A 20,084-nucleotide genomic window follows, 5' to 3' on the forward strand; every position below is an offset into this window, starting at 1 on the left:
ATATGGGCTGCTCTCGGCAAATATCTATCGTACCCGAGAAAAACGCCGCCTTTCTGTCCTTTCACAGGAGTCCGGAAGAACCGTTTCGACGGCCGTAGCGTCTCTTTTTGGTCGGTCGCCCCTCTCTCGGCCGCGAGCACCGGCTATCGAGTGACAGTGGAGCGAGGGGGCGCTCTTGGCGTTAGAAATCTACCGTTCTCCATCTACGAAGAAAATATTTCTTCACAAGTCCAAACCGAACTCGGGAGAGCAATATTTACATACACTGAGTGATGAGTGAAATTCGATGACGCAACAGAAGACAGATTACCTTTGGATTGGGGTCTTCGCAGTCCTCGTTACGTTCGCAATCCCGTGGTTCCTCTGGCGGGACGCGAGCACGTGGCTCGGACTGCCGGTGTGGCTCTGGTGGCACGTCGGTTGGATGGGACTGGCGTCGCTCGCATTCGCGCTCTTCGCACGCGGTGCGTGGGACCGCGGGATGAACGTCGACCCCGAGGAGGTGGGTTTCGATGGCTGAGTCGGAGCTGCTCGTCCAACTCGGCGTCGTCGGCGCGTACCTCCTCGTCGCGCTCGCGGTCGGCGTCTTCGCGTACCGACTGACCGGCCGTGACGCCGAGGACTACTACCTCGCGAGTCGCTCGATCGGAACGGTCGTCCTCCTGTTTACGACGTTCGCGACGCTGCTGTCGGCGTTCACCTTCTTCGGCGGCCCGAATCTCGCGTACGGGGCGGGCCCCGAGTGGATCCTCGTGATGGGGCTGATGGACGGCATCCTGTTTGCAATCCTGTGGTACGTGATCGGCTACCGACAGTGGCTGATCGGGAAGTTCCAGGGGTACGTCACGCTCGGCGAGATGCTCGGTGACCGGTTCGGATCGACGCGTCTCCGCGCGCTCGTCGCCGGCGTCTCGCTGTTCTGGCTGTTTCCCTACGTGATGCTCCAGCAGATGGGCGCGGGCGAGGCGATCGTCGGCCTCACGAACGGTGCGATCCCCTACTGGGTCGGCGCGGCGCTCATCACCCTGTTTATGATCGTCTACGTCGTCCTCGCCGGACTCCGCGGCGTCGCGTGGACCGACACGATCCAGGGTATGTTTATGCTCTCGGTCGTCTGGATCGCCGTCGTCTGGGTGCTCACGAGCGCAGGCGGGCTGGACACCGTCTCCACGTCGCTAGCGGACACGAAGCCCGAGTTCCTCGCGCTCGGCGGCGGCCTCTACTCGCCGCAGTGGATGATCTCGACCGCCGTGACCATCGCGTTCGGCGTGACGATGTTCCCGCAGATCAACCAGCGCTTCTTCGTCGCAAAGGACGCCCGCGTCCTGAAGCGCTCGTTCGCGCTGTGGCCGATCCTCGTCGTGCTGCTGTTCGTGCCGGCGTTCCTGCTCGGGACCTGGGCGGCGGGTCTCGGCGTGTCGGTACCGGAGGGTTCGAACGTCGTTCCGGTGTTGTTGAACGCGTACACGCCCGGGTGGTTCGCGGCGCTCGTCGTCGCCGGCGCGATGGCGGCGATGATGTCCTCCTCGGACTCGATGCTGCTCTCGGGATCGTCGTACCTCACGCGCGATCTCTACCGCCCGTTCGTGAATCCGGACGCGAGCGAAGAGCGCGAGGCGTGGGTCGCCCGCCTCGGCGTCGCCGTCTTCGCGCTCGGGACGTTCGTCGTCAGTCTGTTCCGCCCCGGGACGCTCATCACCGTCGGCGACACTGCTTTCGGCGGCTTCGCACAGCTCACGCTGCCGGTGATGGTCGCGCTCTACTGGCCGAAGACGACGCGGCAGGGGATACTCGCCGGGATCGCCGGATCGCAGCTGTACTACGTCGCGCACGTGTTCATCCCGTCGATCACGCTCGGCGGTGTGACGCTCTTCGGCGCGACGTACTTCACCTGGGACTTCGCGCTCTACGGGATGGCCCTCTCGCTCGTCCTCACCGTCGGCGGGTCGCTCCTGACGACCGCCGACGCCGACGAGCGCGCCGACACGTTCACTGTGGGCTCGCGCGCGGACTGACGCAATCTGACAGCGTCACGCTGCGTCGGCCCGTTCTCGGGAACTGACGCGGAGCGAAGCGCTCTTGGTCGATCGATCCAAGTCTGAAGTATGAACGAGCCGGGCATCCAGTCGCTGATGGATCAAGAGACGCTGGCGGCCCGCGTCGAATCCGGAGACACCCCCGAGTGGGTTCGGCGCCACTTCGAGACGTTCACCGAGGCACTCCTCGGCGAGCGGAACGGGACGTCGTTCCCGTGTCACTTCGGCGCACAGTCGGTGCGCGACGGCGAACCGCTCTACACCGCGGTCCCGTCGATGACGGATCCCGACGCGCTCTTGTCGTTCCGAGACACCCTGCTCGAATACCTCGACACCTATCGCGACGCGCCGGGGCAGGCGTCATTCGTGACGTTCTTCAAACCAGCCGAGCGGGAGTTCACCGAAGCGGACTACCACGAGACGCTGTGGCATCTCCTCCAGTTCCTCCACGTGCGCGATCCGGAGCCGTGGCCCGAAGACATCCCCACTGACCCCGACGATCCCCGCTGGGAGTTCTCCTTCGGCGGCGAGCCGATGTTCCCGACCTGTCGCGCCCCCTTCTACGACGACCGCAAGAGCCGCTACTGCCCGATCGGACTGGAGATCACCTTCCAGCCACGGACGCTCTTCGAGGGGATCACGCACGACACCGAGGCGGGACGGCGCGCCCGCGAGCAGATCCAGGGTCGTCTAGAGGAGTACGACGGCGTCTGCCCCCACGCGGACCTCGGCGACTGGGGCGTCGAGGGCGACCGCGAGTGGACCCAGTATCTGTTCCGGGAGGACCCCGAGCAGTCGCCCGACGAGTGCCCGATCGAAGTGACGCGCGAACACCCGAAGGCCGCCGACCCCCGGTCGCGGCCGACGCCGGCGGACGACTGAAATCCGTCGATGACGTCCGACACGCCAGCCGAGACTGCCGAGGCGCTCGCGCTCGGTGACCGGCCCGCGCTGCTCCTCGTCGACCTCCAGACCGGCTTCGACGACCCGGTGTGGGGCGACCGCAACAACCCCGACGCCGAGGCGAACGCCGCGGCGCTGCTCGACGCCTGGCGTGCGGCGGACTTGCCTCTGGTCCACGTCCGCCACGACTCCACGGAGTCCGAATCGCCACTTCGCGCCGACGCTCCCGGTTTCGCGTGGAAGCCCGAGACCGCGCCCGAGAGCGGTGAAACCGTGATGACAAAGCGCGTGAACGCCGCCTTCGTCGGGACCGACCTGGAAGGGTGGCTCCGCGAACGCGGCTGTGAGACGGTCGTCGTCGTCGGGCTCACCACCGACCACTGCGTCTCGACGACGACGCGGTTGGCCGAGAACCTCGGGTTCGACCCCATCGTCGTCTCGGACGCGACGGCGACGTTCGAGCGCGAGGCCCCCGACGGGACGCACTACGCGGCCGCGGAGATCCACCGCACGGCGCTGACGCATCTGTACCGCGAGTTCGCCGACGTGGCGAGCACCGACGACGTGCTCGCGGCCGTGAGACGCACACGTCGGTAGTCACGCATTACGGCAACAACGGGATAGTAGAGCCTCTCTACCGCCGATACGCATTTTTGTGCCGCGTGAGATGGGCTACGTATGCCCCGCGCCCTGTTGACCCTCCTCGGCACCGGGCTGGTCCTCGTCGTCGGCGGTGTGCTCGTCGTCGGCGGCCCAGCTATCGACGTTCCGATGGGCGTCTTCGTCGCCTGCACCGCCTGTGCCGGCGTCGCGTTCGTCGTCGCGGGGCGGTGCGAGCGGGTCCGGATCGGGTCGTGGTCGGTCCCCTGGTACGTCTTCGCCGGGGCCGGCGACCTCGCGCTCGCCGTGGGCGCGCTCGCGGTGGCACTCCCCGGCCTGCTCGGCGTCTCGGCCCCACAGGTCGGCGTCGTCTTCGGATCGGTCTCGAGCAGCGGCGGCATCGGGACGCTCGCTGTGACGTCCGTCGGCATCGGCAGGCTCGGCGACGGTGGCGGTAGCGAGCCTCCCGGCTACGACCCGAACAGGTGACGGGCGGTTTAACACCCGGTCGCTCCTACGACGGCGTATGCAGACCCACATCGTCCCGGTCGGGTTCGACTACGACCGGCTGATCGCCCCCCTCATCCGGGACCAGCAGGACGTCGACCGGGTGATTCTTCTGGAGGGCGCAGTCGGCAGCGAGTCGAACGTCGAGTACTCTCGAAACCTCTCGGGGAAGTTAGAGAAGGACTTCCAGAACCTCTTGGGCGCCGACACGGAGCGCGTCGTCGTCGCCGACGTCTACGACTACGACGCCGCGTTCGAGCAGGCTTACGATCTCATCAACGCCGAACTCGACGCCGCCGACGACTCGGAAGTGTGGGTGAACGTCTCGGCGATGCCCCGTCCCGTCTCGTTCGCGTTCGCCACCGCCGCCCACTCGATTATGGTCGAGCGCCAGGAGGACCGCGAGCGGATTCACACTTACTACACGGCCCCGGAGAAGTATCTCGAAACCGAACTGGCCGAGGAAGTCCGCGCAGCCAAAGACCTGCTGGGCGAGGTCCTCGCGGGGGCTGACGTCGACGACGACCGAGTCCGCGAGCGCTACGAGTCGGCGACCGACATCCTCGACGAATTCGACGAGCGCGGGACGACCATCGGCGCGAAGCGCATCGGCGACAGCCACATCGTCGAGCTCCCGGTCGCCTCGTTCCGGAACGTCAAACCGTTCGAGGAGGTCATCCTCTTCGAACTCGGCGAGTACGGCGAGTTCGACTCCGTCTCGGAACTCGCAGAGACGCTGGCGCGCGATATGAACGAGGAGTACACCGACTCCTTCCGCTCGAAGGTCATCTACAACGTCGACCGGCTGGGGCCGGGCGGGAAGGGCTACATCGAACAGGAAGAACACGGGAAGTCCTACCGGACGCGGCTCTCGCGCATCGGGCAACTCTGGGTGCGCGCTCACGCCGAAGACGACGTACTTGCGGACGACTGACCGCCGCTCTCAGAGGGGAGGCGAGCGGAACAGGGTCGACCAGCCGAACGTCCGATCGTCGCGACTCCGGAACCCGAGATTACTCCTCGACGTCGAGGTCGAACTGCTCGTTTTCGACGACGGCGTTGAGGACGACGCTCGTGTTCGACTCGCGGATGTCCGCGTCGGTGAGGAGTTCTTTGATCTGTGCGTTCATCCCGTCTGTGTCCTCGAATTTGCCGACCGCGATGACGTCGTAATCGCCCGTCACCTCGTAGACGGTGGTCATCTGTTTGTGGCCGCGGAGTCGCTCCGTGATCTCGGGGAGCGCGCTCCCTTCGACCTTCAGTTGGATGATCGCCGTGACGTCGTAGCCGAGCGCGTCGTAGTTGACACGGGGGGTGTAGCCCTCGATCACGCCCTGATCTTCGAGGTCGCGGAGGTGATTCGACACTGTCGTGACCGAGACGTCGAGTTCTTCGGCGAGGCTCCGAAGACTCGCGCGTCCGTCGCCAAGTAATGCGTTGATCAGTTTTGCATCCAGGTTTTCGTACGTCATTACACTCACGATGCGTCTGGGTACATTAGAATTTTACGAATATCCAATTAGGATAGCGACTGCGGGCATTTGCACTAAGCGATAACGTCTTTATACTGGGAGTGTTCGGATTCGATTGTCCAGGACATGACGGACCAAAATGAATCCGGTGCCGCCGTCGCAGACGGTGGCCTCTCCGCCGAAGCACAGCACGTCATCGACGAAATCGAGGAGAAAGACGTCGACTTCCTCCGCCTGCAGTTCACCGACATCCTCGGCACCGTAAAGAACGTCGCCGTACCCGCGACGCAGGCCGAGAAGGCCTTCACTGACGGGATCTACTTCGACGGGTCGAGCATCGAGGGCTTCGTCCGCATTCAGGAGTCCGACATGCGGCTCAAGCCCGACCCCGAGACGTTCGCGATCCTCCCGTGGCGCGACGGCCGCTCGGCGCGTCTCATCTGTGACGTCATCAACACGACGACGGGCGAGCCCTTCGAGGGCGACCCGCGGAGCGTCCTGAAGCGCACGCTCGAACGCGCCGAGGAGATGGGTTACACCGTCAACGTCGCCCCCGAGCCGGAGTTCTTCCTCTTCGAGGAAGACGAAGAAGGCCGCGCGACGACGAAGACCAACGACGCCGGCGGCTACTTCGACCTCGCGCCGAAGGACCTCGCCTCCGACGTCCGCCGCGACATCATCTACGGCCTCGAACAGATGGGCTTCGAGATCGAAGCCAGTCACCACGAGGTCGCCGAGGGCCAACACGAGATCAACTTCGAGTACGACGACGCCCTCACCACCGCCGACAACGTCGGAACGTTCCGGACGGTCGTTCGCGCCATCGCGGCCCAGCACGACCTCCACGCGACGTTCATGCCCAAGCCGATCCCGAAGATCAACGGCTCGGGGATGCACACCCACGTCTCGCTGTTCGACGAGGACGGCAACAACGCCTTCCACGACGACGACGACGAGTTCAACCTCTCGGAGACCGCCCACGCCTTCCTCGCCGGCGTCCTCGAACACGCCCCGGCGATCACGGCCGTCGCCGACCCGACGGTGAACAGCTACAAGCGCCTCGTCCCCGGCTACGAAGCGCCGGTGTACGTCGCGTGGTCCGACCGCAACCGCTCGGCGCTCATCCGCAAGCCGGCCGCGCGCGTGCCGGCAGCCTCGCGCATCGAACTGCGTTCGCCCGACCCGTCGTGTAACCCCTACCTCGCCTTCGCGGCGATCATCCACGCCGGTCTCGAAGGGATCGAGAAGGGCCTGGAAGCGCCCGACCCGGTCCGAGAGAACATCTACGAGTTCGACGAGGCCAAGCGCGAGGAGTACGGTATCGACACGCTGCCGGCGAACCTCGGTCAGGCCGTCGCCGAATTCGAAGACGACGAGGTAATCAAGGAAGCCCTCGGCGAGCACGTCTCCGAGAAGTTCATCGAGGCGAAGACCCAGGAGTACGACGAGTTCCGCATCGACGTGTCCCAGTGGGAACTCGATCGCTACCTCGAAAAGTACTGAGCGACGCCGACGCCTGACTGCGGGTCCTTCCGTTTTCGTTCTTCCCTTCTTCGGTTCTTTCGTCTGCCGTTCTCCGACGCCGTAGCGGAGCGGGCGCCGTTCGTGGCCGAACGTCGCCTCAAGCCACGTCGCGAGCGTCGACGACGAGCGGCAGCGCGAGCAGTCCGACGGCGCCGACCGCCCCGGCGACGGCGATGAGCGGGCCGTTCTCGACCAGTTTTGCGGTGCCGCTCATCACGCCGAGCGCGACGAGGAGTCCGCCGCCGCCGAGGGCGAACGTCCGGGTCGACAGTTCGACAGTCACCGTGGCCGCGCGGCGGCCGAAGCGCTGCCACGCCAGGACCCCGCCAGCGGCCGTGCCGATGCCCAAGAACAGTTCACTCTCCCCGGGAGCGACGAGGAGCCCCGCGAGCCCGAGTGCGACCGCGAGGACGAACAGCGCGGTGACGTGGCGGTGCTCGGGCGTCGCGAGCGCACCGCTCGGTGACTTCGGCGAGAATCCGGGTCCGAGCGCAAAGGCCGCTGCGAGGAACGCTACCCCGATGGCGACGCCGGCGACGACGTCCGCGAGGTAGTGGACGCCGATCAGCACGCGCGAGAGGGCGACGGTACCGACGACGACGCCCGCGACGGTGAGTCGCCGTCGCCAGCGACCCCACGTCGCGAGCACGGCGACGCCGCCCCAGAACATCGTCGAGCCGAGCGCGTGCCCGCTGGGAAAGCCGAGTCCGTCGCGATACGAGATCGGCGGGCGGGGGAGGCCGAAGAAGTGCTTCAGTCCGATCGTGAGGCCGATCGCACAGAGGCCAAGCGCGAGGGCGAACGCCGCCCCGCGGCGCGGGATGCCGACGCGGTCCCCAAGGAGGTACGCGAGCGCGACGCACGCGAGCAGGAGATAGGGGTTTCCGAGGTGCGTGAGCGCCCAGAACACCGCGACGATGGCGTCCGGGAGCGACTCGGCGAACGCGACTTCGCCGATGCCGCGCGTGGCGAGCGGCGTTGCGGTCGGAGTCATCGGTGCGTCTCTCGCTGCGCGAGCGACAAATATCGTCGGGTTCGTCGGTGTCACCGCTTTCGAGGATATGACAGGGCAGAAAAGCGGGACCCAGCAATCGAACGCGACGGAACGAACGTGGCGGGTGTGAAGCGAGCGCGGGTGAGACGCGCCGCGGGTATGAAGCGAGCGCGGACTGGCCGGTTCAGGAACGCCGATCGCGAACCCAGTCGACGAGCCGCCCGGGCACGCCGAGCGCGTTCAGTCCGACGCCGAAGATCACGAAGAGGGCGTAGAGCCCCAGCGTCGAGAGGTAGATGACGAGCATCGCGACCACCGCGAGCAGGTCGTCGTCGAGCAGATAGAACGCGCCGATCGTCGCCGCCGTCCCGTACAGCAAGACGAGATACGGCCCCCAGCCGCGGGCTTTCCCCCGGCGGAGTCGCCCGCGAACGTAGCGGCGCATCTCGGATTCGACGTCGGGGCGCTCGACCGTGCGCGACTGGACGTCCTCCTCGAACGTGTCGAGGTCGGCGCGCAGTTCCTCGATGCGGCGATCGAGGTCCTCGATGTCGGGCGCGCCGCGGGGTTCGACGTCGGTGTCGTCGCCCCCACGTGGTCCGCTGCCGGCGCTCGCGGCGCCCTCCACGTCCTCCTCGGGCGTCGTCGCATCCTCCGCGGCGTCGTCGTCGGGTGTCGTCGCGTCGTCCGCACTCATCGTCCGCTCGTCACGTCGGCCCCGCGGGTGTTGTACCTGCCGGTCTCGCTCGTCGGCGTCGCCGTCCGACTCCGCAGTCTCTCGGTCTGCGGCGTCGACCTCCCCTGCGAGGACGGCGTTGACCACCGCGCCGGTGAGCACGAGAATGCCCGAGAAGTAAAACCAGGTGACGAGTAACAACAGCGCTCCGAGCGCGCCCGCGACCCCGCTGGACAGTTGCGCGTAGAAGCCGAAGACGACGCCGAGAATCGCCCAGCCGACGCCTGCGAACAGCGCTCCCGGGAGTGCCTGTCGAAGCGTGATCGGGACGTCGGGGATGAGCGCGTACAGCGGGACGAACGCCACGACGAGAAACGCCAGGAGGACGAGCGGGCTCACGATCCCGACGAACGGCACGTCGACGATGGCGATGACGGTCGCAGCGACGGCGACGCCGATGGTCGCCCCGCCGAGCGAGAGCAGGGTCAAGAGGCCATCGCGAATCTGGTCGACCATCGAACTGGTCGGGTAGCCGTAGACCCGAGAGAACGCGACGTCGATGCCGCGGAACAGTTTCAGCGCGCCCCAGACCGTGACGAGGAGGCTCACGATCGAGAGGGTGCCCTGTCCGGTGCGGTCGGCGAGCGCGTTCTCCACGAGGTCGGCCCCCGACGGGAGCAGATACTGCTGGGCGATCGTCCGGATCTGACCGGCGAGTTCCGCCCCGCCGATGACGGTCGCGAGGACGACAGCGAGCGTGAGAAGCGGGACGAGCGAGACGAGCACGTAGTACGAGATGCTCGCCGCGAGGAACGTCACCTCCCGCTCACGGACGGTGTCGACGATCGCACGCGTTACGACGAGTGGGTCACGAGTCCGGACGCTCACGGGAGTCTGTTCGCCGGACTGACACAAGAGTGTAGGTGGTAGATCGGCGTGCGTCGCGGAGGTCATCGATCCCGGTGCGCGGACCGGAGCGGCCCGAGCGATGCGTTCGAGCGGCGACTACTCGGCGTCGACCGTCGCGTCGCGAATCTCTTCGACCGTCGCATCGGTCTTGAACGACGTGCCCGAGTAGTGGGCGGGCGTCGCCTCGAACCCGGCGTCCCGGAGGTCCGCGAGGAAGTCGTCCATCGCCGGTGCAGAGCGGCTCCACTGCTTGCAGAGGCGGTGCTGGTCGTAGTGCGTCGGCGTGTCGAGTTCGCTCGCGACGGTGTCTAACATCCGCCGAGCGCGCGCCGCCTCGCCCATCTCCTCGGTCACGTGCTCGCGGACCGCACGGACGAAGTCGGGTTCGGAGATCGGCCCGAGGTAGAGCGGCCCGGCGGCGAGCAGGCGGTCGCCACCGCAGGCGGCACAGGTCTCGGGCGGGTGCGCGATCAGGCCGAACTCGTGAGTTCGGTGGAGGCAGTCCTCGCAGTGGTGGACGTAGCCCAGTTGGTCGATGAGCGCGTCGGCCTGCGTCGCGCGGGCGTCGAGTTCGAGGTACACTCGGGCGTAGTGGCGCGTGACGTGCGAGAGGATCGGCACCGCGGCCTTGTCGTACCGCGCGGCGGTGCGGACGAGCGCCGAGAGGAGGACACGAAGCCCCATCTCGGGGTGGTAGTCGGTGTTCTGCGGGAGCGTCGCGTACTTGCGGATGCCCGAGCGCTGGTGGGCGCCACACAGCGGCGCGGTGTCCGTGGCGGTGACGCAGACCAGGTTGCGCGTGTTCGCGAACGCGGCGTCGACGAAGGGGATCGGCGTGCCGAACGGATCGAGATCGACGACGTCGAACACGGATTCGTGGAGGAGCGCGTTGACGTCGCGTTCGACCACGTCGCCGCCGAGGTCGTTGCGCGCGAGGTTCTCGCGGGCGAGTTCGACCGCGTCGGCGTCGACGTCGACACACGTGACGTCGAGTCCTTCGGCGGCGGCGCGGACGCCCCGGATCCCGCTGGCCGCCATCGCGTCGAGATACGAGGTGAGACGCGGTTCGCGCTCGCGGTAGGCCCGCAGCGTCGCCACCGTCACGTCGCGGTTGAGTTCCTGCGTCGGGTTGTAGAACACGCCGTCGCCCGCCCCCTCCGACGCGCCGTCGCGAGCGTCGGGGACCGAAAGCTCGACATCGCCCTCACGAACGTCCATACCTCGGTTCGGACGCCCCGCGGCGAAAAGCGATGCGATGCACGGTCCGGAGAACCTCTCGGGAGAAGCGGCCGACGGCCGAAGTGGGCACCGGTGGCGTTTTGTCCGCCCCCGAGCAAGCGACGGGCGTGAGTGACGGCGACGGCGGCCCGACCGACGAGCGCGGGTCGACGGACGACACAGACGGGGTCGACGTGGTCGCCAGCGACGCGGGCAGCGACACAGCCGGCGACGTCACCGACGACACCGACAGCGCCTCCGCCACCGACCCTGGTGAGAACGCCGACCCTAGTGAGAACGCCCACGACGACTACGCTGTGCCGACCGAGACGGACAGCGACGCCGAAACCGCCTGGCGGCGCGAACTGGCGGAGGCGGGCGAACTCACGCCGAACGCGGTCGACACGCTGATCAGACTCCACGACGGCCGCGGCGCGCGTGCCATCGAAGCCGTCTCGGAGGGTCGCATCAAGCGCTACCGGGACTTCACCGTCGTCGTCGGCCACGAAGACGAGTACGTCGTCGAGGACGGCGGGTGCACCTGTAAGGACAGCGCGTACAACCTCGATCCGGAGGACCCCCACGAGCGCTGCTGGCACGTGCTCGCGGTCGCCATCGCCGAACGCATCGGCGAAGTCGACTACCACGAGATGTGGTACTCCGAGGTTCGGGAGTTCATATAGACCCCGTCGAGACGCGCTCCGCACCGTTTTTACCACGTCTCGGCGAATTTCGGGTATGCCAACGATCGACGAGAAGCGAGTGTACACCGACAACTCCGGGACCGAGACGGTCTATCTCGCGACGGGACTCGGCGTCGTCGCCGTCTCCGTCTCCGACGACCTGATCGGGGAGTTCGGCGTCGCAGCTCGGTGTCACGCCCGCGACGTCGCGACGGCGGGCCCGCTCGTCGCGGTCGCGACCGACGAGGACGTCTTGGTGGCTGATCGGAGCACAGTGGACGGCGACGCGGCCGCCACCGCCGGCCCGTCCGACGCGCTCGATTTCGCCGCGACCGGCTTCGGGCCCGCGACCGCCGTCGGATTCGACGCGGACGCGCTTCTCGCTGGCGACGGGGAGGGACGGATCGGTCGGTGTGCGGTCCCGGATGACGCCGCCGGCGACGCGGACGCGACCTGGACAGAAGTCGGGTCCGTGGGCGCGGTGCGCGCGATCGACGGCGGCCTCGTCGCCGCCGCCGACGGCGTCTATCGCGTCGACGACGCGGGCGCGACGCACGCTGGCCTCGACGACGCCCGCGACGTCGACGCCGAACCGCTCGTGGCGACCGGATCCGGACTGTTCAAACTCGGGAACGGCTGGATGGACGTGCTTTCCGATCCGGTCGACGCCGTCGACGCGGTCGGCTCCCGCGCGCACGCCGTGAGCGAGGGGACGTTGTACGCGCGGGACCCCGATGCCGACACCGACGAGGAGGCCTGGCACGAGGACGCCCTGCCGGTCGACGGCGACGTCGTGGCCGTGACCCACGGCGCGGAGTCCTCGTACGCGGTCACGGCAGACGGGACGCTCGCCGTGCGACTGGGAGACGACGAGTGGCGGCACCGCGGACTCGGAGTGAGAGACGTCGCAGCGGCCGCGGTCTGACGGCCCATCGCGACGGGGAAAGAGCAGTGCGCCCCACTCGCACGCGGCGCGAAGACGGAAAGGGGTTTTAGCGCGGATCGTGAGAACACCAGTATGATCGTACCCGGCGCATCCTCACAGGCGCTCGCGGCCGCGCTCGCGGCGGAACTGGGTGAACCGCTGGCGGCCGTAGAGTACAATCGCTTCCCGGACGGCGAGACGCTCGCCGCCGTCCCCGAGTTCGACGCCGAGCGCGCGGTCGTGGTCGCGACGACGGACTCGAACGACGCGTGGGTCGAACTGCTGCAGTTACAGGACGCCGTTCGCGAGGCGGGTGCGTCCGAGGTCGTCACCGTGATCCCGTATATGGGCTACGCGCGACAGGACCGCGCCTTCGAGGCGGGCGAGCCCGTCTCCGCACGCGCGATGGCTCGCGCCGTCTCGACCGGCGCGGATCGCGTGGTGCTCGTTAACCCCCACGAGACGTCGATCTCCGACTTTTTCGACGCACACGTGACGATCTGTGACGCCGCGGGGCGACTCGCCGAACCGCTTCCGGACGATCTGGCCGACCCGCTCTTTCTGTCGCCGGACGCCGGTGCAACCGAACTCGCCGAAGCGGCGTGTGACGCCTACGGGAGCGGCGAAACCGACTACTTCGAGAAGACGCGCCACTCCGGGACAGAGGTCGAGATCGCGCCGAGCGATGCCGACACGGAGGGCCGAGACGTCGTCATCGTCGACGACATCGTCGCGACCGGGACGACGATGAGCGAAGCCGTGTCGCATCTGGACGACGATGGGGCGGCCCGCGTCTTCGCGGCGTGCGTCCATCCGCTGCTCGCACAGAACGCCCGGACGAAACTCGAACGCGCCGGCATCGAGCGCGTGATCGGCACCGACACCATCGAGCGCGACGTGAGCGTCGTCTCGGTCGCGCCGCTCGTCGCCGCCGCCGTCGACGCCGTCGAAGCCGCGTAACGCCGGATGACCGACCCGGAGCCTTCGTCCAGCGGAACGGCTGACGCCGACCAGTACTACCCCGACGACCGGCACGTGCTGGAAGCCGACTGTTCGCGCTGTCCCGCGCTCGTCGCGTGCCGCGAGCGGATCTCGTGGGGGACCGGCGACCGCGATGCGGCAGTGCTGGTCGTCGGCGAAGCCCCCGGCGCGGGCGAACCGGACGCCGAGACGTGGCGCGGCGGCAACTGGACGGGGCGAGCGTACACGACCCGGCATTCGGGGCGTCGCGTTCGGAAACTGCTCGCCGACGCCGGCCATCCCGACGCCTACGTCACGAACGCCGTGAAATGCTTCCCCTGCGACGGCGCGGGGTCGAACCGGGAACCGACGCCGGACGAGCGCGCGAACTGCCGCGACCACCTCTGGACGGAGATCGATACCGTCGATCCCGCCGTCATCGTGGCGACGGGCAAACACGCCACCGCGAGCGCGCTCGCACTCGACGGGCGGGAACTGGACGGCTTCGTCGATCGGGTGCTGGAGCCCACCGAACTGGAGCGGGCGAACGCGACGTTGCTCCCGGTTCTCCATCCGTCGTACCAAGATGTCTGGCGCGCCCGACTCGGCTACGACGACGGCGAGTACCGGGCGGCGGTCCGTGTGGCGATCGACGAAGCTGTCGGCGACGACTGATTTTTCAGCGACCCGAACCTACTTCGGCGATCCGTCCGACGTGACGCCTATGAGCGGAGACCCGACCATCTTCGAGCAGATCATCGCCGGCGACATCCCGGCGCGCATCGTCTACGAGACGGAGACCGTCGCAGCCTTCCTCGACGCGAACCCGCTCGCGCCCGGTCACACGCTCGTCGTGCCGAAAGAGCCCTACGAGCGGCTCGACGAGATTCCCGGGGACGTCGCCGCCGACCTGTGGGCCGCGGTGCAGGAGCTGACTCCTCGCATCGAAGCGGCCGTCGATGCCGACGCGACGACGGTCGGCGTGAACAACGGCGAAGCGGCCGGCCAGGAAGTCCCGCACGTCCACGTCCACGTCGTGCCGCGGTTCGAGGGCGACGGCGGCGGCCCGATCCACGCCGTCGCGGGCGACCGACCGGACCTCTCCGAGGACGAACTCGACGACATCGCCGACTCCATCGAGTCCGGCGAGTAGCGGGCGTCCCGCACAGCGGTCGAACCGCACGACTGCGGGACCGGACCACTTAAATCCGAGTGCGCGGCCACGTGGCGTATGTCCACACCAGAGACGCCAGGCGTTGCGGCGTTCGTCGGCGCGACGGGCGGCGCGGGAACGACCCGAACGGTCGTCGAGGTGGCCGCCGCGCTCGCGGCCGACGGCCGGACGGTCGCCGTCGTCGACGCCGCGTTCGGAACGCAAGGACTCAGCGACTACCTCACGGGGCGAATCGATCCCGACGTGACGGCGCTCGTGACCGACGAGGAGGGCGCCGATCTCTCGACCGGCCTCTCCGAACTCGACGTCGGCCGCGACGTTGCCGGTCGCATCGCCGTCTGTCCCGCTCACGCGCCTTTCGAGCGTCTGGCTCGCGCAAAGCGCGTGGATGCCGCCCAGACGTTGGAATCCCGCATCGCGACTGCGGCGTCGCGGTTCGACCGCGTCCTCCTCGACGTCCCGCCGATCGCGGCGAACCAGGCCGTCGCCGCGGTGAACGTCGCAGATCACGTCGCCGTCGTCGCACCGGCGAGCGACCGCGGCGCGACCGCGATCCAGCGGACCCACGAGCGCCTCGCCGACGTCGGCGCGGAAGCGTCGCTCGTCGTGTCGACGCGCGGCGAACTCGAAACGGCCGACGTCTCGATCCCCGACGCGGGGTCGCTCGACGTACAGACGGAACCGCGGGTACCGAACGAGGACAGCGCATTCGCCGCAGCGGTCGAGCGCGTCGCGGCCGCGGTGACGGGGCGTGAAATTACGGGCACCGACACCGAACAGAGCGGGCTCCTCGGTACCGTCGGCGAGTACGTCGGTCGGTAGACCGGAGGGGTTCCCAGCGCCAGTGCGAGAACCGCAAAACGAAAGCAAGGCCCTGCGCGGCGACCGGAACGACTACTGGAAGTCGGCGCCGGCGCTCATCGTCTCGGCGAGCGCGTCGCGCTTCGAGACCAGCGCGTCGCCGGCGATCGGTGCCGACGCGTCGCGTCGGACGGCCTCGGCCAGTTCGGGAATCGGTTCGTGCGTTTCGACGTACGCCGCGAGTGCGAACTCCGACTCCTCAGCGTTCGTCAGTTCGAGTGCGTCCGCACGCGCGATCCGACCGTCGAGCCAGTCCCGGAGCACGCGGCGCGCCGTGGGCGAAATCGGTGTCACGCCCTCGACGCCGCAGCGGTGGAGGAGCTTCGCGGCCGTGACCGGTGCGAGCGCGGCAGCCTCTCCGGCGTCGCCGACGCTCACGCCCGCGTCGTAGCGATCGAGGACGGTCGACGCCGCCGCGGCCGTACACGGGAGGTCGTCTTCGAACGTTCTGAGCCGCGCGTCGAGGTCGACGTCGGTGTCGTCGACAGTCGCAACGCCGCGCTCGGTCTGCTTCGTCGTCAGTTCCAACCCCGCTGCGATCTCCGACAAACCCATCGTCGAGTCCTTTCCGCCAGTCCGAATAAGAGGTTTCGACCCAAATATCAGATTAGATATCACTACCTATCGTTTACCGGTAGGTACTACGCGGCGATAGCGGGCTCAATACCCCGTATTCTCCCGTCTTTAAATATGGCTTCGCGACCGAGTTTCAATTGTGATGAGTGAAGCACCCACCGCCGACGCCAGCACGACGACGAACGCCTGCCCCGAATGCGAGGGTCGCCCCGAGACGACGCGCGGAGAGACGGTGTGTGGCGACTGCGGACTCGTGCTCTCGGAGTACCGGATCGACCACGGGCCCGAGTGGCGCTCGTTCGCCGACGACGACACGGACCCGAAACGGACGGGCGCACCGCTGACGCGCTCGCGACACGACCGCGGCCTCTCGACCGAAATCGGCCGCTCGACGCGCGTGAAAGGACGGAAGCGGCGCCGGCTCGCTCGGATGCGCCGCCAGCACAACCGCGCCCGGATCTCGACGAAGCGCGAGCGGAATCAGGTGTACGCGTTCACCGAGATCCGCCGGCTCACCAGCGCGCTCTCGTTGCCGGAACGGATCCGCGATCACGCCTGCTCGCTGTTCGACTCCGCGCAGTCGGAGGATCTCCTCCGCGGACGATCCCTCGAGGGATTCGCGGCAGCCTGTGTCTATGCGGCTTGTCGTGTCGCCCGCGTCTCGCGGACGGTCGACGAGGTCGCAGACGCGGCGAAAGCGACCGAAGCCGAACAGACTGCCGCCTACGACGCGATCAACCGCGAACTCGGCCTGCCGGTCGGTCCGATCGATCCCGCGGAGTACGTCCCTCGATTCGCCTCGCAACTGGACCTCGCCGGCGACGTCGAACGGCGGGCACGAGAGTACGTCGCCGAAGCGGTCGACGCCGGCCTCGCGGTCGGCCGCAACCCAAGCGGCGTCGCCGCCGCGTGTCTCTATACGGCTGCCCGAGACAGCGACGCGGACCTGACCCAGCGGGAGGCCGCCGACGCCGCCGGCGTCACGCCGGTCACGCTGCGGTCGACGTACCAGAAGCTCCGAGACGACGAGTAGCGAGATCTGGCGGACGAACGGGACCAGCACTATCGACTGATTCTACGACGCTGTCGGTGTGGAGCACCAGCCGACGCGACTCAGCGACCGCTACGTCGACGACCAATCAGACTCGTGCGCGACATCAGCGACCGATCAGACTCGCTTGGCTCGCTGGACCGCGTCGGCGACCGTCACCACTGCGCGAGCCGCACGTGTCGACGGCGCGGCCTGCACGACGGGACGGAACGACTCGATCGTCTCTCCGACGCGTGGATCGGCGGGCACGGTGACCGCGGGTGCGCCGAGAACCTCCTCGAAGGCTCGCTCCGGTGGGTCGTCGACCGCACGGTTGATCACGACGCCGACGAGTCCCGCGTCGAGTTCGCGGGCGAGTTCCCGCGAGCGAACGGCGTCGGCGAGCGCGTACGACTGCGGTGACGCCACGACGACGCAGGCGTCTGCGACCGCCAGGGGAACGCCCGCGTCGGCCTTCATTCCCGCCGGGCAGTCGACGACGACGTCGCCGTACGCGCGCTCGACGGCGCGGAGCGTTTCGTCGAGGGCTGTGACGTCCGCCGCCCGAGCGCCCGCGAGTGACCGACCACAGGGGAGCAAGCGTACCGGGCCGCGCCCCTCACGAACCGCTTCGAGGGGACCGGCACGACCGGCCAGCACGTCGTGGAGGTCCGGGCCGGGTCCGGTCGGGAGATCGGCCATCCCGAGGTCGGCGTCGACGACCGTCGCGTCGAGCGCCGCACCGAATTCGACCGAGAGCGTCGACTTGCCGACGCCGCCTTTGCCGCCGGTGACGGCGAGGATCATCGGTCCTCCGTGGACGGCGACGCCGTCGGGTTCTCTCGCACCGCTGGCCCCTCGGCAGCCTCTGCCAGCGCCGAGACGACTGGATCGAGGTCGGTAACAGCCGCACGAGCGGTGAGGTCGTCGATCCGCGCCGCGACGGTCCGGAGTGCTCTTCTATCGGCAGCGAGCGAGTCGGGGAGGTCTGAAATCGGATCGATGCCGCCGCAGGCGTCGAGCACCGCAGTCGCCTCGGAAACAGACGCGTCGGTCAATCGCTCGGCGTGTTCCACGCGCGTTTCGACCGCGTCGAGCCACGCGTCGAGGGCGTCGGGGAGCGGAGCGTCAGCCCCGCCAGTACGGTCCGGTCCGGCTCCCGAACCCCCCGAAGGCGTCGCGGCAACCGTCTCAGTCGGCACGGCGTCGGCGGGGGGAGTCGCACGCCCGAGCGTCCGGACGGCCGAACTGACTAGGTCACGCTCGTCGGTGTCGGCGTCCGCGGGGCCGAGGAGGTCGACGGAGACGACAGACGCGTCCGGATTAGCCGAGGATACGCCCGGTGACCCGTCCGAGGAGTCTCCCGGGTCGTCTGCGGAGACACCCGGCGAGCGATCCGGATCGTTCACCGCCGGACAGGCGTATCCGATGCCGAGTCGTCCCGAGGCGGGGATCGTCCCCGAGAATCCGTCCGCATCCCAGCCAGCCGACGGGACGCCCGCACGACGCGGCGGGAGAACGGGCCCATCGAGTTCGTTCGAGACGCGCACGCGCATCTCGACCGCGAGGTCGCTCCGAAGTTCGACGCGCACGAGCGTCACGCCCGCGACGCGAGAGGTGGTGGTCGTCGTTCGAACTGGCGGCACATCGACGGGCGCGGCGTGAGCGTCGGTCTGCACGCGCGGCCTGGCCGCGGGCTGGTACATAAACTGTCGTCTCGGGATGGAGCAGACCCGTCAGCGGATCAGGAAGCGGCCGATCCGTCAGTGAATCAGGATGGGTGCGTCGAGGACGTCGTGTGTCGACGTCGGTCCGCCGAGTGCGCCGACGAGGTCCGGCGCGACGACCACCGGTGCGCGGATCGGCGCGGCCCGAGCCACTGCGAGGGCGTCGCAGACGCCGTTCGAGACGGCGGCGTCAGGGGGTCGGGTCCGCGAGAGTCGAGCGGTAACCGTTCGGCGCGCGGCGAGAACGTCGTCCTCGACAGCCGCGATACGGGCGTCGCGAACGGCCCGTTCGAGGTTGCCGACGCGGTCTTCGAGCCGCAGTCGTGCGTCGCGGGTGTCGCGTGCGGACCGTGCGTTGCGTTCGAGAAGCTCCAGCCGCTGGGCGGCGGCGACGCGCTCGGTCGCGACCTCGGAGAGCCGCCGGGTCGTCTCCGAGAGCGACGCTTCGGCTTCTGCGAGTCCGTCGTCACTCGTCCCGTGATCCGCGTCGCGAAGCGCGTTCACCCGGCCGCGGATAGTCGCGACCCGTTCCCGAAGCCGTTCGGTTTCGGCACCGGCCGCTGCGGCGCGGCGACGGGCGGTACGCAGTTCTGCGACGCCGACCGCCGCGGGCGCCGCGGAGCGAAGCGATCGTCTCGCAGTTCGGAGATCGTCGTCGTAGGGGGTCTCGACGCCGCGCGCCGCAGCGAGCGCCGCCAGCGCCGCGCGACGATCGAGCGTCGTTGCGGGCGTGAGTGGCGACACGTGCCGGTGGACCGACTGCGGAGGCGGCGAGTGAACGGTCAGCGCGCCGCTCGTCGTCGGGCAGCCAGCGCAGACCACGCGGTCGAGCGCATCGCGTGAGGGACCGAGTTCAACGTCACGAAGGTCGACGATCGGCCCGTCGCGCGTCGAACCATCGGGAAGCCGGACAGCGGTGTCGGCGACGGCATCGAACCGGCCGCTCACAGTTCCCGCTCGCGCATCGCGTCCGACTCCGGATGGTCGGTGCCGGCGGCAAATCGGTCGTACGGCGTGCTCGGCGACTCCCGGTTTTCGTATGCGGCAGCGGCTTTTCGCACCGCGTCGGGCGCGTCGGCGAACTCGTTGAACGGTTCCGTGCGTTCGACTTGCACGTCGGCGGCGTGTCGCTCGCGAAGCCGACAGGCCAAGAAGGCGCCGTACTCCGTCTCCCGCAGGAGCGCGGCGCGACCGAACCGCCGGACGACGGTCTCTTCGTGTGCTCGACAGGCGTTTCGCAGCGTCTCGCGTGCCCGACGCGAGTACGTCACTACCAACAACACGACTACGCCTCAATTTCCGGGCGGCG

Annotated in this window: 23 protein-coding genes; 14 read left to right on the forward strand and 9 right to left on the reverse strand. The window is 68.3% G+C overall.

Going from position 1 to position 20,084, the window contains the following annotated elements:
• Positions 1-286 precede the first annotated feature (286 nt).
• The 6 genes from D3D02_RS03555 (at position 287) to D3D02_RS03580 (ending at position 4,980) form a co-directional block, all read left to right on the forward strand.
• Positions 287-520 (forward strand): DUF3311 domain-containing protein, encoded by a 234-nt coding sequence (locus D3D02_RS03555; RefSeq protein WP_121568607.1) that lies wholly within the window; start codon positions 287-289, stop codon positions 518-520.
• A complete protein-coding gene (locus D3D02_RS03560; protein ID WP_121568608.1) occupies positions 513-2,015 on the forward strand; it encodes a sodium:solute symporter in 1,503 nt (500 codons plus the stop codon). The genes D3D02_RS03555 and D3D02_RS03560 overlap by 8 nt, the downstream gene beginning before the upstream one ends.
• A gap of 90 nt (positions 2,016-2,105) precedes the next feature.
• On the forward strand, positions 2,106-2,918 hold the full coding sequence (locus D3D02_RS03565; RefSeq protein ID WP_121568609.1) for a YqcI/YcgG family protein: 813 nt from the start codon (positions 2,106-2,108) through the stop codon (positions 2,916-2,918).
• Between the two features lie 9 nt (positions 2,919-2,927).
• Positions 2,928-3,536, forward strand: coding sequence for a cysteine hydrolase family protein (locus D3D02_RS03570; RefSeq protein ID WP_121568610.1), 609 nt, complete (start codon positions 2,928-2,930; stop codon positions 3,534-3,536).
• An 81-nt stretch (positions 3,537-3,617) separates the two neighbouring features.
• Positions 3,618-4,028, forward strand: coding sequence for a hypothetical protein (locus D3D02_RS20255; protein ID WP_147435568.1), 411 nt, complete (start codon positions 3,618-3,620; stop codon positions 4,026-4,028).
• Between the two features lie 37 nt (positions 4,029-4,065).
• Positions 4,066-4,980 carry a DUF6293 family protein gene (locus tag D3D02_RS03580; protein WP_121568612.1) on the forward strand — a complete coding sequence of 305 codons (915 nt, stop codon included), beginning with the start codon at positions 4,066-4,068 and terminating at the stop codon, positions 4,978-4,980.
• A gap of 79 nt (positions 4,981-5,059) precedes the next feature.
• Here the strand turns inward: D3D02_RS03580 and lrp are convergent, their stop codons facing one another.
• Positions 5,060-5,518: an HTH-type transcriptional regulator Lrp gene (gene lrp / locus D3D02_RS03585; protein WP_121568613.1), complete on the reverse strand. Its 459-nt coding sequence runs from the start codon at positions 5,516-5,518 to the stop codon at positions 5,060-5,062.
• A 126-nt stretch (positions 5,519-5,644) separates the two neighbouring features.
• Here lrp and glnA point away from each other — a divergent pair, with 126 nt between their 5' ends.
• Positions 5,645-7,021, forward strand: coding sequence for a type I glutamate--ammonia ligase (glnA, locus tag D3D02_RS03590; protein WP_121568614.1), 1,377 nt, complete (start codon positions 5,645-5,647; stop codon positions 7,019-7,021).
• 118 nt (positions 7,022-7,139) lie between these two features.
• Here the strand turns inward: glnA and D3D02_RS03595 are convergent, their stop codons facing one another.
• From D3D02_RS03595 to D3D02_RS03605, 3 genes are all read right to left on the reverse strand, one after another.
• Positions 7,140-8,036 carry a phosphatase PAP2 family protein gene (locus D3D02_RS03595; protein ID WP_121568615.1) on the reverse strand — a complete coding sequence of 299 codons (897 nt, stop codon included), beginning with the start codon at positions 8,034-8,036 and terminating at the stop codon, positions 7,140-7,142.
• A gap of 184 nt (positions 8,037-8,220) precedes the next feature.
• Complete coding sequence (locus D3D02_RS03600) at positions 8,221-9,600, reverse strand: YihY/virulence factor BrkB family protein (protein ID WP_233560574.1); 1,380 nt, start codon at positions 9,598-9,600, stop codon at positions 8,221-8,223.
• Between the two features lie 117 nt (positions 9,601-9,717).
• The gene (locus D3D02_RS03605) at positions 9,718-10,839 is read right to left on the reverse strand and encodes a tRNA (guanine(26)-N(2))-dimethyltransferase (RefSeq protein ID WP_121568617.1); all 1,122 of its coding nucleotides are present in this window, start codon (positions 10,837-10,839) and stop codon (positions 9,718-9,720) included.
• A 317-nt stretch (positions 10,840-11,156) separates the two neighbouring features.
• Here D3D02_RS03605 and D3D02_RS03610 point away from each other — a divergent pair, with 317 nt between their 5' ends.
• The 6 genes from D3D02_RS03610 to D3D02_RS03635 all read left to right on the forward strand — a co-directional run bounded on the left by D3D02_RS03610 (position 11,157) and on the right by D3D02_RS03635 (position 15,403).
• A complete protein-coding gene (locus D3D02_RS03610; RefSeq protein WP_121568816.1) occupies positions 11,157-11,522 on the forward strand; it encodes a hypothetical protein in 366 nt (121 codons plus the stop codon).
• Between the two features lie 55 nt (positions 11,523-11,577).
• Positions 11,578-12,447 (forward strand): hypothetical protein, encoded by an 870-nt coding sequence (locus D3D02_RS03615; RefSeq protein WP_121568618.1) that lies wholly within the window; start codon positions 11,578-11,580, stop codon positions 12,445-12,447.
• A gap of 93 nt (positions 12,448-12,540) precedes the next feature.
• On the forward strand, positions 12,541-13,407 hold the full coding sequence (locus D3D02_RS03620) for a ribose-phosphate diphosphokinase (protein ID WP_121568619.1): 867 nt from the start codon (positions 12,541-12,543) through the stop codon (positions 13,405-13,407).
• 6 nt (positions 13,408-13,413) lie between these two features.
• Complete coding sequence (locus D3D02_RS03625) at positions 13,414-14,082, forward strand: uracil-DNA glycosylase family protein (RefSeq protein WP_121568620.1); 669 nt, start codon at positions 13,414-13,416, stop codon at positions 14,080-14,082.
• Between the two features lie 49 nt (positions 14,083-14,131).
• Positions 14,132-14,560 (forward strand): HIT family protein, encoded by a 429-nt coding sequence (locus D3D02_RS03630; RefSeq protein ID WP_121568817.1) that lies wholly within the window; start codon positions 14,132-14,134, stop codon positions 14,558-14,560.
• 78 nt (positions 14,561-14,638) lie between these two features.
• Positions 14,639-15,403 (forward strand): AAA family ATPase, encoded by a 765-nt coding sequence (locus D3D02_RS03635; protein WP_121568621.1) that lies wholly within the window; start codon positions 14,639-14,641, stop codon positions 15,401-15,403.
• Between the two features lie 72 nt (positions 15,404-15,475).
• On the opposite strand, the gene D3D02_RS03640 is transcribed toward D3D02_RS03635, so the two are convergent.
• Positions 15,476-15,997 (reverse strand): hypothetical protein, encoded by a 522-nt coding sequence (locus D3D02_RS03640; protein ID WP_121568622.1) that lies wholly within the window; start codon positions 15,995-15,997, stop codon positions 15,476-15,478.
• Positions 15,998-16,160: 163 nt separating this feature from the next.
• Here D3D02_RS03640 and D3D02_RS03645 point away from each other — a divergent pair, with 163 nt between their 5' ends.
• Entirely contained in the window at positions 16,161-17,051 is an 891-nt protein-coding gene (locus tag D3D02_RS03645; RefSeq protein WP_121568623.1) for a transcription initiation factor IIB family protein, read from the forward strand.
• A 135-nt stretch (positions 17,052-17,186) separates the two neighbouring features.
• Here D3D02_RS03645 and D3D02_RS03650 read toward each other — a convergent pair whose 3' ends face one another.
• From D3D02_RS03650 to D3D02_RS03665, 4 genes are all read right to left on the reverse strand, one after another.
• Positions 17,187-17,855, reverse strand: coding sequence for a chromosome partitioning protein ParA (locus D3D02_RS03650; protein WP_121568624.1), 669 nt, complete (start codon positions 17,853-17,855; stop codon positions 17,187-17,189).
• Positions 17,852-18,727, reverse strand: a complete 876-nt coding sequence (locus tag D3D02_RS03655) for a hypothetical protein (protein WP_199722998.1) — start codon at positions 18,725-18,727, stop codon at positions 17,852-17,854. The genes D3D02_RS03650 and D3D02_RS03655 overlap by 4 nt, the downstream gene beginning before the upstream one ends.
• A gap of 84 nt (positions 18,728-18,811) precedes the next feature.
• Positions 18,812-19,723 carry a hypothetical protein gene (locus D3D02_RS03660; RefSeq protein WP_121568625.1) on the reverse strand — a complete coding sequence of 304 codons (912 nt, stop codon included), beginning with the start codon at positions 19,721-19,723 and terminating at the stop codon, positions 18,812-18,814.
• Positions 19,720-20,058 carry a hypothetical protein gene (locus tag D3D02_RS03665; protein ID WP_121568626.1) on the reverse strand — a complete coding sequence of 113 codons (339 nt, stop codon included), beginning with the start codon at positions 20,056-20,058 and terminating at the stop codon, positions 19,720-19,722. Before D3D02_RS03665 ends, D3D02_RS03660 begins: the two co-directional genes overlap by 4 nt.
• Positions 20,059-20,084 lie beyond the last annotated feature (26 nt).

Origin of the sequence: Halobellus sp. Atlit-38R (assembly GCF_003665925.1) — an archaeon.
Classification (GTDB): Archaea; Halobacteriota; Halobacteria; order Halobacteriales; family Haloferacaceae; genus Haloquadratum; species Haloquadratum inordinatus.

Coding starts and splice junctions, on each gene's coding strand:
- D3D02_RS20255 (WP_147435568.1), top strand. CDS start 3,618: ATGCCCCGCGCCCTGTTGACCCTCCTCGGCACCGGGCTGGTCCTCGTC.
- D3D02_RS03615 (WP_121568618.1), top strand. CDS start 11,578: ATGCCAACGATCGACGAGAAGCGAGTGTACACCGACAACTCCGGGACC.
- D3D02_RS03565 (WP_121568609.1), top strand. CDS start 2,106: ATGAACGAGCCGGGCATCCAGTCGCTGATGGATCAAGAGACGCTGGCG.
- D3D02_RS03580 (WP_121568612.1), top strand. CDS start 4,066: ATGCAGACCCACATCGTCCCGGTCGGGTTCGACTACGACCGGCTGATC.
- D3D02_RS03570 (WP_121568610.1), top strand. CDS start 2,928: ATGACGTCCGACACGCCAGCCGAGACTGCCGAGGCGCTCGCGCTCGGT.
- D3D02_RS03635 (WP_121568621.1), top strand. CDS start 14,639: ATGTCCACACCAGAGACGCCAGGCGTTGCGGCGTTCGTCGGCGCGACG.
- D3D02_RS03630 (WP_121568817.1), top strand. CDS start 14,132: ATGAGCGGAGACCCGACCATCTTCGAGCAGATCATCGCCGGCGACATC.
- D3D02_RS03555 (WP_121568607.1), top strand. CDS start 287: ATGACGCAACAGAAGACAGATTACCTTTGGATTGGGGTCTTCGCAGTC.
- D3D02_RS03645 (WP_121568623.1), top strand. CDS start 16,161: ATGAGTGAAGCACCCACCGCCGACGCCAGCACGACGACGAACGCCTGC.
- lrp (WP_121568613.1), bottom strand. CDS start 5,518: ATGACGTACGAAAACCTGGATGCAAAACTGATCAACGCATTACTTGGC.
- D3D02_RS03560 (WP_121568608.1), top strand. CDS start 513: ATGGCTGAGTCGGAGCTGCTCGTCCAACTCGGCGTCGTCGGCGCGTAC.
- D3D02_RS03620 (WP_121568619.1), top strand. CDS start 12,541: ATGATCGTACCCGGCGCATCCTCACAGGCGCTCGCGGCCGCGCTCGCG.
- D3D02_RS03595 (WP_121568615.1), bottom strand. CDS start 8,036: ATGACTCCGACCGCAACGCCGCTCGCCACGCGCGGCATCGGCGAAGTC.
- D3D02_RS03605 (WP_121568617.1), bottom strand. CDS start 10,839: ATGGACGTTCGTGAGGGCGATGTCGAGCTTTCGGTCCCCGACGCTCGC.
- D3D02_RS03625 (WP_121568620.1), top strand. CDS start 13,414: ATGACCGACCCGGAGCCTTCGTCCAGCGGAACGGCTGACGCCGACCAG.
- glnA (WP_121568614.1), top strand. CDS start 5,645: ATGACGGACCAAAATGAATCCGGTGCCGCCGTCGCAGACGGTGGCCTC.
- D3D02_RS03650 (WP_121568624.1), bottom strand. CDS start 17,855: ATGATCCTCGCCGTCACCGGCGGCAAAGGCGGCGTCGGCAAGTCGACG.
- D3D02_RS03640 (WP_121568622.1), bottom strand. CDS start 15,997: ATGGGTTTGTCGGAGATCGCAGCGGGGTTGGAACTGACGACGAAGCAG.